The 13,858-nt window shown below is 56.6% G+C and carries 11 protein-coding genes; all 11 read left to right on the forward strand.

Annotated features, from left to right (window positions below):
* Nucleotides 1–12 precede the first annotated feature (12 nt).
* From ftsI to ftsA, 11 genes are read left to right on the forward strand one after another with little or no spacing between them, the layout of a single operon-like run.
* A complete protein-coding gene (gene ftsI / locus IM282_RS05715; RefSeq protein WP_022647040.1) occupies nt 13–1,779 on the forward strand; it encodes a peptidoglycan glycosyltransferase FtsI in 1,767 nt (588 codons plus the stop codon).
* Nucleotides 1,766–3,253: a UDP-N-acetylmuramoyl-L-alanyl-D-glutamate--2,6-diaminopimelate ligase gene (gene murE / locus IM282_RS05720; protein ID WP_192970220.1), complete on the forward strand. Its 1,488-nt coding sequence runs from the start codon at nt 1,766–1,768 to the stop codon at nt 3,251–3,253. The genes ftsI and murE overlap by 14 nt, the downstream gene beginning before the upstream one ends.
* Nucleotides 3,250–4,608 carry a UDP-N-acetylmuramoyl-tripeptide--D-alanyl-D-alanine ligase gene (gene murF, locus IM282_RS05725; protein ID WP_063152268.1) on the forward strand — a complete coding sequence of 453 codons (1,359 nt, stop codon included), beginning with the start codon at nt 3,250–3,252 and terminating at the stop codon, nt 4,606–4,608. The genes murE and murF overlap by 4 nt, the downstream gene beginning before the upstream one ends.
* Nucleotides 4,602–5,684 carry a phospho-N-acetylmuramoyl-pentapeptide-transferase gene (mraY, locus tag IM282_RS05730; protein ID WP_003856353.1) on the forward strand — a complete coding sequence of 361 codons (1,083 nt, stop codon included), beginning with the start codon at nt 4,602–4,604 and terminating at the stop codon, nt 5,682–5,684. The genes murF and mraY overlap by 7 nt, the downstream gene beginning before the upstream one ends.
* Nucleotides 5,685–5,686: 2 nt before the next feature.
* Entirely contained in the window at nt 5,687–7,003 is a 1,317-nt protein-coding gene (murD, locus tag IM282_RS05735; RefSeq protein WP_126314607.1) for a UDP-N-acetylmuramoyl-L-alanine--D-glutamate ligase, read from the forward strand.
* Nucleotides 7,003–8,247 (forward strand): cell division protein FtsW, encoded by a 1,245-nt coding sequence (gene ftsW / locus IM282_RS05740; protein ID WP_022647044.1) that lies wholly within the window; start codon nt 7,003–7,005, stop codon nt 8,245–8,247. The genes murD and ftsW overlap by 1 nt, the downstream gene beginning before the upstream one ends.
* The gene (murG, locus tag IM282_RS05745; protein WP_038415340.1) at nt 8,244–9,308 is read left to right on the forward strand and encodes an undecaprenyldiphospho-muramoylpentapeptide beta-N-acetylglucosaminyltransferase; all 1,065 of its coding nucleotides are present in this window, start codon (nt 8,244–8,246) and stop codon (nt 9,306–9,308) included. Before ftsW ends, murG begins: the two co-directional genes overlap by 4 nt.
* Before the next feature lie 59 nt (nt 9,309–9,367).
* A complete protein-coding gene (murC, locus tag IM282_RS05750) occupies nt 9,368–10,843 on the forward strand; it encodes a UDP-N-acetylmuramate--L-alanine ligase (protein ID WP_022647046.1) in 1,476 nt (491 codons plus the stop codon).
* Nucleotides 10,836–11,756 carry a D-alanine--D-alanine ligase gene (locus IM282_RS05755; RefSeq protein ID WP_046619900.1) on the forward strand — a complete coding sequence of 307 codons (921 nt, stop codon included), beginning with the start codon at nt 10,836–10,838 and terminating at the stop codon, nt 11,754–11,756. The genes murC and IM282_RS05755 overlap by 8 nt, the downstream gene beginning before the upstream one ends.
* Nucleotide 11,757: 1 nt before the next feature.
* A complete protein-coding gene (ftsQ, locus tag IM282_RS05760; RefSeq protein WP_003856342.1) occupies nt 11,758–12,600 on the forward strand; it encodes a cell division protein FtsQ in 843 nt (280 codons plus the stop codon).
* Nucleotides 12,597–13,853, forward strand: a complete 1,257-nt coding sequence (ftsA, locus tag IM282_RS05765; RefSeq protein ID WP_003856340.1) for a cell division protein FtsA — start codon at nt 12,597–12,599, stop codon at nt 13,851–13,853. Before ftsQ ends, ftsA begins: the two co-directional genes overlap by 4 nt.
* The last annotated feature ends 5 nt before the right edge of the window (nt 13,854–13,858 follow it).

Consider the following 13,858-nt stretch of genomic DNA (forward strand, 5'->3'; position numbering starts at 1 on the left):
AAAACGCGACGCATGAAAGCAGCGGCAAAAACGCTAAAACCAAAACGCCAGGAAGAACAGGCCAACTTTATCAGTTGGCGTTTTGCGTTGCTTTGCGGCTGCATTTTACTGGCGCTGGGTTTCCTGCTGGGACGCGTGGCGTGGCTACAAATCATCGCGCCTGACATGCTGGTACGTCAGGGTGATATGCGTTCTCTGCGCGTGCAGGAAGTTTCTACCTCTCGTGGGATGATCACCGACCGCTCCGGCCGCCCGCTGGCGGTGAGCGTACCGGTGAAGGCGATCTGGGCCGATCCTAAAGAGCTGCATGACGCAGGCGGGATCACCCTTGATAACCGCTGGAAGGCGCTCTCAGACGCGTTGAAAATGCCGCTGGATCAGCTGGCGTCACGCGTTAACGCCAACCCGAAAGGGCGCTTCATCTATCTTGCCCGTCAGGTGAACCCTGATATGGCTGACTACATTAAAAAACTCAAGCTGCCCGGCATTCATCTGCGGGAAGAATCCCGCCGTTATTATCCTTCCGGCGAAGTCACCGCGCACCTGATTGGCTTCACCAACGTGGATAGCCAGGGGATTGAAGGCGTTGAAAAAAGCTTCGACAAGTGGCTTACCGGCCAGCCTGGCGAGCGAATCGTGCGTAAAGACCGCTATGGTCGCGTCATTGAAGATATTTCCTCGACAGACAGCCAGGCCGCGCACAACCTGGCCCTGAGTATTGATGAGCGCTTGCAGGCGCTGGTCTATCGTGAGCTGAACAACGCCGTCGCGTTTAACAAGGCGGAATCGGGCAGTGCCGTGCTGGTGGATGTGGCGACAGGTGAAGTGCTGGCGATGGCCAGTAGTCCCTCATACAACCCGAATAATTTTGCCGGTACAGCAAAAGATGCGATGCGTAACCGCTCCATCACCGATGTGTTTGAACCCGGTTCAACCGTAAAACCTATGGTGGTGATGACGGCTCTACAGCGGGGCATCGTCAACGAAAATACCGTTCTGAATACGATCCCTTATCGAATTAACGGCCACGAAATAAAAGACGTGGCACGTTACAGCGAACTGACCCTGACCGGGGTCTTACAGAAGTCGAGTAACGTCGGTGTGTCAAAACTGGCGTTAGCGATGCCGTCCTCAGCGTTAGTAGATACTTACTCACGTTTTGGGCTGGGAAAGGCGACCAATTTGGGGTTGGTCGGAGAACGCAGTGGCTTATATCCTCAAAAACAACGGTGGTCTGACATAGAGAGGGCCACCTTCTCTTTCGGCTACGGGCTAATGGTAACTCCCTTACAGTTAGCGCGAGTCTACGCAACGATTGGCAGCTATGGCATTTATCGCCCGCTGTCGATCACCAAAGTTGATCCACCGGTTCCGGGGGAACGTGTTTTCCCGGAATCTATCGTTCGTACCGTCGTACATATGATGGAAAGCGTCGCGCTGCCCGGTGGTGGTGGCGTGAAGGCTGCGATTAAGGGCTATCGTATCGCCATCAAAACCGGTACAGCGAAAAAAGTGGGGCCGGACGGCCGCTATATCAACAAATACATTGCCTATACCGCAGGCGTAGCGCCTGCAAGCAATCCGCGTTTTGCGCTGGTGGTCGTCATCAACGATCCGCAGGCGGGTAAATACTACGGCGGCGCCGTCTCCGCGCCTGTGTTCGGGGCTATTATGGGCGGCGTGTTGCGCACCATGAACATTGAACCGGATGCGCTGGCGACGGGCGAAAAAAGTGAATTTGTAATTAATCAAGGCGAGGGAACAGGTGGCAGATCGTAATTTGCGCGACCTTCTTGCTCCGTGGGTGCCTATGCTACCTGCGCGAGCACTGCGAGAGATGGTACTGGATAGCCGCGTAGCGGCTTCTGGCGATCTTTTTGTGGCAGTGGTAGGTCATCAGGCGGACGGGCGTCGTTATATCCCGCAGGCGATTGCGCAAGGTGTTGCTGCCATTATTGCTGAGGCCAAAGATGAGGCAACAGACGGTGAGATCCGTGAAATGCACGGCGTGCCGGTCATCTATCTCAGCCAGCTGAATGAGCGTCTCTCCGCGCTGGCAGGACGTTTTTACAACGAACCTTCCGACCAGTTAAAGCTGGTTGGCGTGACAGGAACCAACGGAAAAACCACCACCACTCAGCTGATGGCGCAATGGGCTCAGCTGCTGGGTGAAACCGGTGCCGTCATGGGCACGGTGGGGAACGGTATTCTGGGCAAAGTAAGCCCGACGGAAAACACTACAGGCTCGGCGGTTGACGTGCAGCGTGTGCTGGCAGGCCTTGCAGAGCAGGGGGCGACCTTCGCGGCTATGGAGGTCTCCTCCCATGGTCTGGTACAACATCGCGTGGCGGCACTGAAATTTGCCGCCTCTGTCTTTACAAACCTGAGCCGCGATCACCTTGATTATCATGGTGATATGGAGCACTACGAAGCGGCGAAATGGCTGCTTTATTCCACTCACTACCACGGGCAGGCGATCATTAACGCCGACGACGAAGTCGGTCGCCGCTGGCTGGAAAAACTGCCAGATGCGGTGGCGGTGTCGATGGAAGATCGCATTAATCCGAACTGTCGTGGCCGCTGGCTGAAGGCAGTCGAAGTGAACTACCACGATAGCGGGGCGACGATCCGCTTTGCTTCCACCTGGGGCGAAGGTGAAATTGAAAGCCGCCTGATGGGGGCTTTCAACGTCAGTAACCTGCTGCTGGCGCTGGCGACGCTGCTGGCGCTGGATTACCCGATGGCGGATCTGCTGAAAACGGCTGAGCGTTTGCAACCGGTCTGTGGCCGCATGGAAGTGTTTAGCGCGCCGGGCAAGCCGACGGTGGTCGTGGATTACGCCCACACGCCGGATGCGCTGGAAAAAGCGCTGGAAGCGGCGCGTCTGCACTGCGCTGGCAAGCTCTGGTGCGTGTTTGGCTGCGGTGGCGATCGCGACAAGGGCAAACGTCCGCTGATGGGCGCCATCGCTGAGCAGTTCGCGGATATTCCCGTGGTGACCGATGACAACCCGCGTACCGAAGAACCGAGGGCCATTATCAACGACATTCTGGCGGGCATGCTGGATGCGGGTCGTGCGCGCGTGGTCGAAGGCCGTGCGGAGGCCGTGACTAACGCCATTATGCAGGCGCAGGAGAACGATGTGGTTCTGCTGGCCGGTAAAGGTCATGAAGATTATCAGATCGTCGGCAATCGTCGTCTGGATTACTCCGACCGCGTGACGGCAGCGCGTCTGCTGGGAGTGGTGGCATGATTAGCATTACGTTAAGCCAGGCCGCTGCGGTATTGCAGGGGATGCTGCATGGTCAGGATCAGACCATCGAGGCTGTGACCACCGACACCCGTAAGGTGACGGCGGGCTGCCTGTTTGTGGCGCTGAAGGGTGAACGTTTTGACGCCCACGATTTTGCGCAACAGGCTAAAGATAACGGCGCGGGTGCGCTGCTGGTCAACCGTAAGCTCGATATCGATTTGCCGCAGATTGTGGTGAAAGATACGCGCCTGGCGTTTGGTGAGCTGGCGGCATGGGTTCGCCAGCAGGTGCCAACACGCGTCGTGGCGCTGACGGGCTCGTCGGGCAAAACCTCCGTTAAAGAGATGACGGCGGCGATCCTTAGCCAGTGCGGAAACACGCTTTATACGGCGGGCAACCTTAATAATGACGTCGGTGTACCGATGACGCTGCTGCGCCTGACCCACGAGCATGAATATGCGGTGATTGAGTTAGGGGCTAACCATCAGGGCGAAATCGCCTGGACCGTGAGCCTGACGCGTCCGGAAGCGGCGCTGGTGAATAACCTGGCGGCGGCACATCTTGAAGGTTTTGGTTCGCTGGCCGGTGTGGCGAAAGCGAAAGGTGAAATTTATACCGGCCTGCCGGATGACGGCATCGCCATTATGAATGCCGATAACAATGACTGGCTGAACTGGCAGAGCATCATTGGTTCACGCAAAACCTGGCGCTTCTCCCCGAATGCGGCAAACAGTGATTTTTCGGCGACCAACATTCATGTGACGTCACACGGCACCGAGTTCACCCTCATGACCCCAACGGGCGACATCGACGTGCTGCTGCCGTTGCCGGGTCGTCATAACATCGCCAATGCGCTTGCTGCGGCAGCGCTCTCAATGGCGGTAGGTGCCTCACATGCTGCGATAAAAACTGGTCTGGCAAATTTAAAAGCCGTGCCGGGGCGTCTGTTCCCGATCCAGCTGGCTGAAAACAAACTCCTGCTGGATGACTCCTACAACGCTAACGTCGGCTCCATGACGGCGGCCGTGCAGGTCTTGTCTGAGATGCCGGGCTATCGCGTGATGGTTGTTGGCGATATGGCCGAGCTGGGTGATGAAAGCGAAGCCTGCCACGTACAGGTTGGCGAAGCGGCGAAAGCTGCCGGGCTTGACCGCGTACTGAGCGCAGGCACGCTGAGCAAGGCCATTTCCGATGCCAGTGAAGTTGGCGAACATTTTGCCGATAAATCTGCACTGATCGAACGCCTGAAGGCATTGATTACAGAAAAACAGATTGTGACTGTTTTAGTTAAAGGTTCACGTAGTGCCGCCATGGAAGAGGTTGTGCACGCATTACAGGAGAACGGGACATGTTAGTTTGGCTGGCCGAACATTTGGTCAAATATTATTCAGGCTTTAACGTCTTTTCCTATCTGACGTTTCGCGCCATCGTCAGCCTGCTGACTGCGCTGTTCATCTCGTTGTGGATGGGCCCGCGCATGATTGCCCGTTTGCAAAAACTCTCTTTCGGCCAGGTTGTACGCAACGATGGTCCGGAATCGCATTTCAGCAAGCGCGGTACGCCGACCATGGGCGGGATCATGATCCTGACCGCGATTGTGGTGTCCGTTCTGCTGTGGGCTTATCCGTCTAACCCCTACGTCTGGTGCGTGCTGACTGTTCTGGTTGGCTACGGGATCATCGGTTTTGTTGATGACTACCGCAAAGTCGTGCGCAAAGACACCAAAGGTTTGATCGCGCGCTGGAAGTATTTCTGGATGTCGGTAATTGCGCTGGGTGTGGCCTTCGCGCTTTACCTGGCAGGAAAAGACACCCCGGCCACCGAGCTGGTGGTGCCGTTCTTCAAAGACGTGATGCCGCAGCTGGGGCTATTCTACATTCTGCTGGCTTACTTTGTGATCGTCGGCACCGGCAACGCCGTCAACCTGACCGATGGTCTGGACGGCCTGGCCATCATGCCAACCGTGTTTGTCGCGGGCGGTTTCGCGCTAGTGGCGTGGGCGACCGGTAACATGAACTTTGCAAACTACCTGCACATCCCGTACCTGCGACACGCTGGTGAGCTGGTGATCGTCTGTACGGCGATTGTCGGCGCGGGGCTGGGCTTCCTGTGGTTCAACACCTATCCGGCGCAGGTCTTTATGGGCGACGTCGGTTCACTGGCACTGGGCGGCGCGCTGGGCATTATCGCCGTGCTGCTGCGTCAGGAGTTCCTGCTGGTGATTATGGGCGGTGTGTTTGTGGTTGAGACCCTGTCGGTGATTTTGCAGGTCGGTTCCTTCAAGCTGCGCGGCCAGCGCATCTTCCGTATGGCACCGATTCACCACCACTATGAACTGAAAGGCTGGCCGGAGCCGCGCGTCATTGTGCGCTTCTGGATTATTTCGCTGATGCTGGTGCTGATTGGCCTGGCAACGCTGAAGGTACGTTAATCATGGCAGATTACCAGGGCAAAAAAGTCGTTATCATCGGGTTGGGCCTTACCGGCCTCTCCTGCGTGGACTTTTTCCTTGCGCGTGGCGTGACGCCGCGCGTGATGGATACGCGCGTCTCTCCGCCGGGTCTGGACAAGCTGCCGGAGCAGGTTGAACGCCACCTGGGTGGTCTGAATGATGAGTGGCTGCTGGTCGCCGATCTGATTGTTGCCAGCCCGGGCATGGCGCTGGCGCATCCTTCGCTGAGTGCCGCGGCGGATGCAGGCGTTGAGATTGTTGGCGATATCGAACTGTTCTGCCGGGAGGCGCAGGCCCCGATCGTTGCCATTACCGGTTCAAACGGTAAAAGCACCGTCACCACCCTGGTGGGTGAGATGGCGAAAGCGGCGGGCAAAAATGTCGGCGTGGGCGGTAATATTGGCCTGCCCGCGTTGATGCTGCTCGATAAAGGGTGTGAGCTGTTTGTACTTGAGCTTTCCAGCTTCCAGCTGGAAACCACTTCAAGCCTGCATGCGGCGGCGGCGACGATCCTTAATGTCACCGAAGATCATATGGACAGATACCCGTTCGGCTTGCAGCAGTACCGCGCGGCCAAGCTGCGTGTCTATGAAAATGCCAAAGTCTGCGTGGTGAATGCCGATGATGCACTCACCATGCCGGTGCGTGGCGCAGACGATCGCTGCATTAGCTTCGGTATTAACATGGGTGACTATCACCTTAACCGCCAGCAGGGCGAAACCTGGCTGCGGGTGAAAGGTGAGAAGGTGCTGAACGTGAAAGAGATGATGCTCTCCGGCCAGCATAACTACACCAACGCGCTGGCGGCGCTGGCGCTAGCGGATGCCGTTGGCCTGCCGCGATCTTCAAGCCTGAAGGCGCTGACCACCTTTACCGGCCTGGCTCACCGTTTTCAGCTGGCGCTGGAACACAACGGCGTACGCTGGATTAACGATTCCAAAGCGACCAATGTGGGTAGCACCGAGGCGGCATTGAACGGTCTGCACGTTGAAGGCACACTGCATCTGCTGCTGGGCGGCGACGGTAAATCAGCCGATTTCTCCTCGCTGAAGCAGTACCTCAACGGTGATAACGTGCGCCTTTATTGCTTTGGCCGCGATGGCAGCGAGCTTGCGGCGTTGCGTCATGAGGTCGCCGAACAAACCGAGACCATGGAACAGGCGATGCGCCTTATCGCCCCCCGCGTGAAGCCCGGCGATATGGTGCTGCTCTCGCCAGCCTGTGCCAGCCTCGATCAATTTAAGAATTTCGAACAGCGGGGCGATGTCTTTACCCGCCTGGCGAAGGAGTTAGGCTGATGCGTTTATCTCTCCCTCGCCTGAAAATGCCGCGTCTGCCAGGGTTTGGTATCCTGGTATGGCTGTTTACGGCGCTGAAAGGCTGGGTGATGGCTTCACGGGATAAAGATTCCGACAGCCTGATTATGTACGACCGCACGCTGTTCTGGCTCACGCTGGGGCTGGCTGCGACCGGCTTTATTATGGTCACCTCGGCGTCGATGCCTGTCGGACAGCGTCTGGCAAACGATCCGTTCCTGTTTGCCAAGCGTGACGGGCTGTACATCATTCTCGCGTTCTGCCTGGCGATGATCACCTTACGCCTGCCGATGTCGTTCTGGCAGCGGCACAGTACGGCCATGCTTATCGCCTCAATCATCATGCTGTTGATCGTTCTGGTCGTCGGGAGCTCCGTTAACGGGGCATCACGCTGGATCGCCTTTGGTCCGCTGCGTATTCAGCCTGCAGAGTTCACCAAGCTTTCGTTGTTCTGCTACCTGGCAAACTACCTGGTGCGTAAAGTCGACGAAGTTCGTAACAACCTGCGCGGCTTCTTAAAACCGATGGGCGTGATTCTGGTGCTTGCGATCCTGCTGCTGGCGCAGCCCGACCTCGGTACGGTAGTCGTACTGTTTGTCACTACGCTGGCGATGCTGTTCCTGGCGGGAGCAAAACTGTGGCAGTTCATTGCCATCATCGGGATGGGGATTTCGGCGGTGGTGCTGCTGATCCTCGCCGAACCATACCGTATCCGCCGTGTGACCTCGTTCTGGAACCCATGGGAAGATCCGTTCGGCAGCGGTTATCAGCTGACACAGTCGCTGATGGCGTTTGGCCGCGGCGAAGTCTGGGGCCAAGGCCTGGGCAACTCGGTGCAAAAACTGGAGTATTTACCGGAGGCGCATACCGACTTTATCTTCTCCATTATTGGGGAAGAACTGGGTTATATCGGTGTGGTATTGGCGCTATTAATGGTATTCTTCGTCGCTTTCCGCGCCATGTCGATTGGCCGTAAAGCGCTGGAGATCGATCACCGCTTCTCCGGTTTCCTGGCCTGCTCAATTGGTATCTGGTTTAGCTTCCAGGCACTGGTAAACGTTGGGGCCGCAGCGGGTATGCTGCCGACCAAAGGTCTGACGTTGCCGTTGATCAGTTATGGTGGTTCGAGTCTGTTGATCATGTCGACGGCCATCATGTTTTTGTTACGCATAGATTATGAAACGCGTCTGGAGAAAGCTCAGGCGTTTACACGAGGTTCACGATGAATCAACCGAAGCGGTTAATGGTGATGGCAGGCGGGACCGGCGGACACGTGTTCCCGGGACTGGCGGTTGCGCACCATTTAATGGAACAGGGCTGGCAGGTACGCTGGCTGGGAACCGCAGACCGCATGGAAGCCGACCTTGTACCTAAACACGGTATCGAGATCGACTTTATTCGTATTTCTGGCCTTCGTGGCAAAGGGATCAAGGCGCTGCTGCTGGCGCCGGTGCGCATTTTCAATGCCTGGCGTCAGGCGCGCGACATTATGAAGCGCTTTAAGCCTGACGTCGTTCTGGGCATGGGCGGCTACGTTTCCGGTCCGGGAGGACTGGCGGCGTGGTCACTGGGCATCCCTGTTGTTCTGCATGAGCAGAACGGTATTGCCGGGTTGACCAACAAATGGCTGGCAAAAATCGCCACCAAAGTTATGCAGGCCTTCCCCGGGGCATTCCCGAAAGCGGATGTCGTAGGGAACCCGGTGCGTGTGGACGTGCTGGCGCTGCCGCTGCCAGATGCACGTCTGGCGGGCCGAGAAGGGCCGGTGCGCGTGCTGGTTGTCGGCGGTTCCCAGGGCGCACGTATTTTAAACCAGACGATGCCACAGGTTGCGGCAAAACTGGGTGATGCGGTGACCATCTGGCACCAGAGCGGGAAGGGCGCTCAGCAGAGCGTTGAGCAGGCTTACGCGCAGGAAGGTCAGCCGCAGCATAAAGTGACTGAATTTATTGATGATATGGCCGCAGCCTATGCCTGGGCCGATGTCGTGGTCTGTCGCTCGGGCGCGCTGACGGTGAGCGAAATCGCCGCCGCCGGTTTGCCAGCGCTTTTTGTGCCGTTCCAGCACAAAGACCGACAGCAGTACTGGAATGCGCTGCCGCTTGAGAAAGCGGGTGCCGCAAAAATTTTTGAGCAGCCACAATTTACCGCTGATGCGGTCGCCACTACCCTGGCGGGCTGGAACCGGGATGTATTACTGGAGATGGCGCAACGCGCACGCGCGACCGCTATCCCGGATGCAACGGAACGGGTGGCAAAAGAAGTGAGCCTGGCAGCCCAGGCATAATTCTCGCAGCGCGTGTTGCGCTGCACGATTTTTTTGAAGTAGTCGATGGCGTTTAGAGAATGAATACACAACAACTGGCAAAACTGCGTTCTATCGTGCCCGAGATGCGTCGCGTCCGGCACATTCACTTTGTCGGCATCGGTGGTGCTGGCATGGGCGGTATTGCCGAAGTGTTAGCTAACGAAGGCTATCAGATCAGCGGGTCTGACCTGGCGCCAAACCCTGTTACGCAGCAGCTGGCGTCGCTGGGGGCGACTATCTATTTCAATCATCGCCCGGAAAACGTGAGCGATGCGAGCGTGGTTGTAGTGTCCAGCGCGATCTCCGCGGATAACCCGGAAATCGTTGCGGCGCATGAGGCGCGCATTCCGGTGATCCGTCGCGCGGAAATGCTGGCGGAACTGATGCGTTTCCGTCACGGCATTGCGGTGGCCGGTACGCACGGTAAAACCACAACAACAGCGATGGTCTCCAGCATTTATGCGGAAGCGGGTCTCGACCCAACGTTCGTTAACGGTGGTCTGGTGAAAGCCGCTGGCGTGCATGCGCGTCTGGGCCACAGCCGTTATCTGATTGCGGAAGCGGATGAAAGCGACGCGTCGTTCCTGCATTTGCAGCCGATGGTGGCTATCGTCACCAATATCGAAGCTGACCATATGGATACCTACCAGGGCGACTTCGAGAACTTAAAGCAGACCTTTATTAACTTCCTGCACAACCTGCCGTTCTATGGCCGTGCGGTGATGTGCGTGGACGACCCGGTGATCCGCGAGCTGCTGCCGCGCGTCGGGCGTCAAATTACCACCTACGGCTTCAGCGAAGACGCTGATGTACGCGTGGAAGATTATAAGCAGATTGGTGCGCAGGGACATTTCACCCTGGCACGCCAGGATAAAGAGCTCCTGCATGTCACCCTGAACGCGCCGGGACGTCACAATGCCCTGAATGCTGCGGCGGCGGTGGCTGTTGCAACGGAAGAAGGCATTGATGATGAGGCGATCCTGCGCGCGCTGGAAAGCTTCCAGGGAACGGGCCGTCGCTTCGACTTCCTGGGTGAGTTCCCACTGGAGCCGGTAAACGGTAAGCCCGGTTCTGCGATGCTGGTCGACGACTATGGTCACCATCCGACGGAGGTTGACGCAACCATCAAAGCGGCACGCGCGGGTTGGCCGGAAAAGAATCTGGTCATGATCTTCCAGCCGCACCGTTACACACGTACCCGCGATCTGTATGACGATTTTGCCAACGTCCTTTCGCAGGTCGATACCCTGCTGATGCTGGATGTTTATGCCGCGGGCGAAGCGCCGATTCCGGGCGCGGACAGTCGGTCTTTATGTCGTACCATCCGCGGACGCGGTAAAGTGGACCCTATCCTGGTCCCCGACCCGGTGCAGGTAGCTGAAATGCTTGCCCCGGTCCTGACGGGTAACGATCTGATCCTGATTCAGGGTGCGGGAAATATCGGCAAAATCGCCCGTACCTTAGCTGAAATCAAACTGAAGCCGCAAACTCAGGAGGACGAGCGTCATGGCTGATAAGATTGCGGTCCTGTTTGGCGGCACTTCCGCCGAACGCGAGGTTTCTCTGAATTCGGGCGCTGCCGTGCTGGCGGGCCTGCGTGAAGGTGGCGTGGACGCGCATCCGGTTGATCCGAAAGAGGTGGACGTTACGCAGCTGAAAGCGATGGGCTTCGATAAAGCCTTTATCGCGTTGCATGGCCGCGGCGGTGAAGACGGCACGTTGCAGGGGCTGCTGGAGCAGATCGGTATGCCGTACACCGGCAGTGGCGTGATGGCATCCGCTATCTCCATGGATAAACTGCGCAGCAAACTGCTGTGGCAGGGGGCGGGTCTGCCCGTTGCGCCATGGGTTGCACTGACGCGCCGTGAATTTGAATTGGGCTTGTCGGACAGCGTTAATACACGCATTGCGTCACTGGGCTTACCGGTTATTGTGAAGCCTAGCCGTGAAGGGTCGAGCGTGGGAATGTCCAAAGTTGATAAAGCTGTAGATTTGGCTGACGCTTTAGCTCTGGCATTTCAACATGATGAAGAAGTTCTGATTGAAAAATGGCTTAGCGGGCCGGAATTTACCGTCGCGATGCTTGGTGAAGAAATTTTACCGTCAATTCGCATCCAACCCGCCGGAGTCTTCTATGATTATGAGGCGAAGTATCTCTCTGATGAGACGCAATATTTCTGCCCAGCTGGTCTTGAAGCACAACGTGAAGCGGAATTACAGTCTCTGGTGCTTAAAGCCTGGAATGTTTTGGGATGCCGAGGCTGGGGACGAATTGATGTGATGCTTGACGGTGATGGGCAATTTTATCTGCTGGAAGCAAACACGTCTCCGGGTATGACCAGCCATAGCCTTGTGCCGATGGCGGCGCGTCAGGCGGGAATGAGCTTCTCGCAATTAGTCGTACGTATTCTGGACCAGGCGGGCTGATATGTCTCAGGCTGCGTTGAACACGCGCAACCGCGATGACGAAGAAGAATATTCTTCTTCGCGCCGGAGTAATGGAACGCGTCTTGCAGGGATTATCTTCCTGCTCGGGGTGCTGTGCACCGTGTTTATCAGCGGCTGGATGGTGCTGGGCTGGATGGAAGACGCACAGCGGTTGCCGCTGTCGAAGCTGGTAGTGACCGGAGAGCGTCACTACACGCGTAACGATGACATTCGCCAGTCAATTCTGGCGCTAGGGTCGCCTGGCACCTTTATGACGCAGGACGTCAACATTATCCAGAGCCAGATTGAACGTCTGCCGTGGATAAAACAGGCGAGTGTCAGAAAGCAATGGCCTGATGAATTGAAGATTCATCTGGTTGAATATGTGCCGATTGCGCGTTGGAATGATCAGCATATGGTTGACGTAGACGGAAATTCGTTTAGCGTCCCGAGCGATCGTGTCAACAAGCAGAATTTACCGATGTTGTATGGCCCGGAAGGCAGCGAAAACGAAGTATTGCAGGGTTTTCGTGAGATGGGGCAGGTGCTGGCTAAGGATCGCTTTACGTTAAAAGATGCTGCGATGACGGCGCGCCGTTCCTGGCAGCTGACCTTAACGAATGGCATTAAGCTCAATCTTGGCCGTGGCGACACAATGAAACGTCTGGCGCGTTTTGTAGAACTTTACCCGGTTTTACAGCAGCAGGCGCAGACGGATGGCAAACGGATAAGCTACGTTGATTTGCGCTATGACTCAGGCGCAGCAGTCGGTTGGGAGCCGGCTCCGGTCGAGGAACCTAATCAGCAACAAAATCAGGCACAGGTACAGGCAGAACAACAATGATCAAGTCGACGGACAGAAAATTGGTAGTAGGACTGGAGATTGGCACCGCGAAGGTTGCCGCTTTGGTAGGGGAAGTTCTGCCCGACGGTATGGTCAATATCATTGGCGTGGGCAGTTGCCCTTCCCGTGGTATGGATAAAGGTGGGGTAAACGACCTTGAGTCGGTGGTGAAATGCGTTCAGCGCGCCATCGACCAGGCTGAATTGATGGCAGATTGCCAGATTTCCTCTGTCTATCTGGCCCTTTCTGGTAAGCACATCAGTTGCCAGAATGAAATCGGTATGGTGCCGATTTCTGAAGAAGAAGTGACGCAGGAAGACGTTGAGAACGTTGTCCACACGGCGAAATCCGTGCGTGTTCGCGACGAGCACCGTGTGCTGCATGTGATCCCGCAAGAATACGCGATCGACTACCAGGAAGGTATCAAGAATCCGGTCGGTCTGTCGGGCGTACGTATGCAGGCAAAAGTGCACCTGATCACATGTCACAACGATATGGCGAAGAACATTGTAAAAGCCGTTGAACGTTGTGGCCTGAAAGTTGACCAACTAATTTTCGCCGGACTTGCCGCGAGCTATTCCGTGCTGACCGAAGACGAACGTGAACTGGGCGTCTGTGTGGTCGATATTGGTGGTGGTACAATGGACATGGCTGTCTATACCGGCGGTGCGTTGCGCCACACCAAAGTGATCCCGTACGCCGGGAATGTGGTGACCAGCGATATCGCTTACGCCTTTGGTACGCCACCGAGCGATGCAGAGGCGATTAAAGTGCGCCACGGTTGCGCGCTGGGCTCTATCGTCGGCAAAGACGAGAGCGTTGAAGTACCGAGCGTAGGCGGTCGACCGCCGCGCAGTTTGCAACGCCAGACGCTGGCAGAGGTAATTGAGCCGCGTTATACCGAGCTGCTCAACCTGGTCAACGAAGAGATTTTGCAGTTACAGGAACAGCTTCGCCAGCAGGGTGTGAAACATCATCTCGCAGCGGGGATTGTATTAACCGGCGGGGCAGCGCAAATTGAAGGTCTTGCGGCCTGCGCTCAGCGCGTGTTCCATACGCAGGTGCGTATTGGTGCGCCGCTGAATATCACCGGTTTAACGGATTATGCTCAGGAGCCGTACTATTCAACGGCGGTGGGCCTGCTGCACTACGGGAAAGAATCCCATTTAAGTGGTGAGGCAGAGGTGGAAAAACGCGTCTCGGTGGGGTCGTGGGTCAAACGACTTAACACCTGGTTGCGAAAAGAATTTTAATTTTT

Origin of the sequence: Enterobacter cloacae complex sp. P29RS (assembly GCF_014893445.1) — a bacterium.
In the GTDB taxonomy this organism is placed as follows: domain Bacteria; phylum Pseudomonadota; class Gammaproteobacteria; order Enterobacterales; family Enterobacteriaceae; genus Enterobacter; species Enterobacter intestinihominis.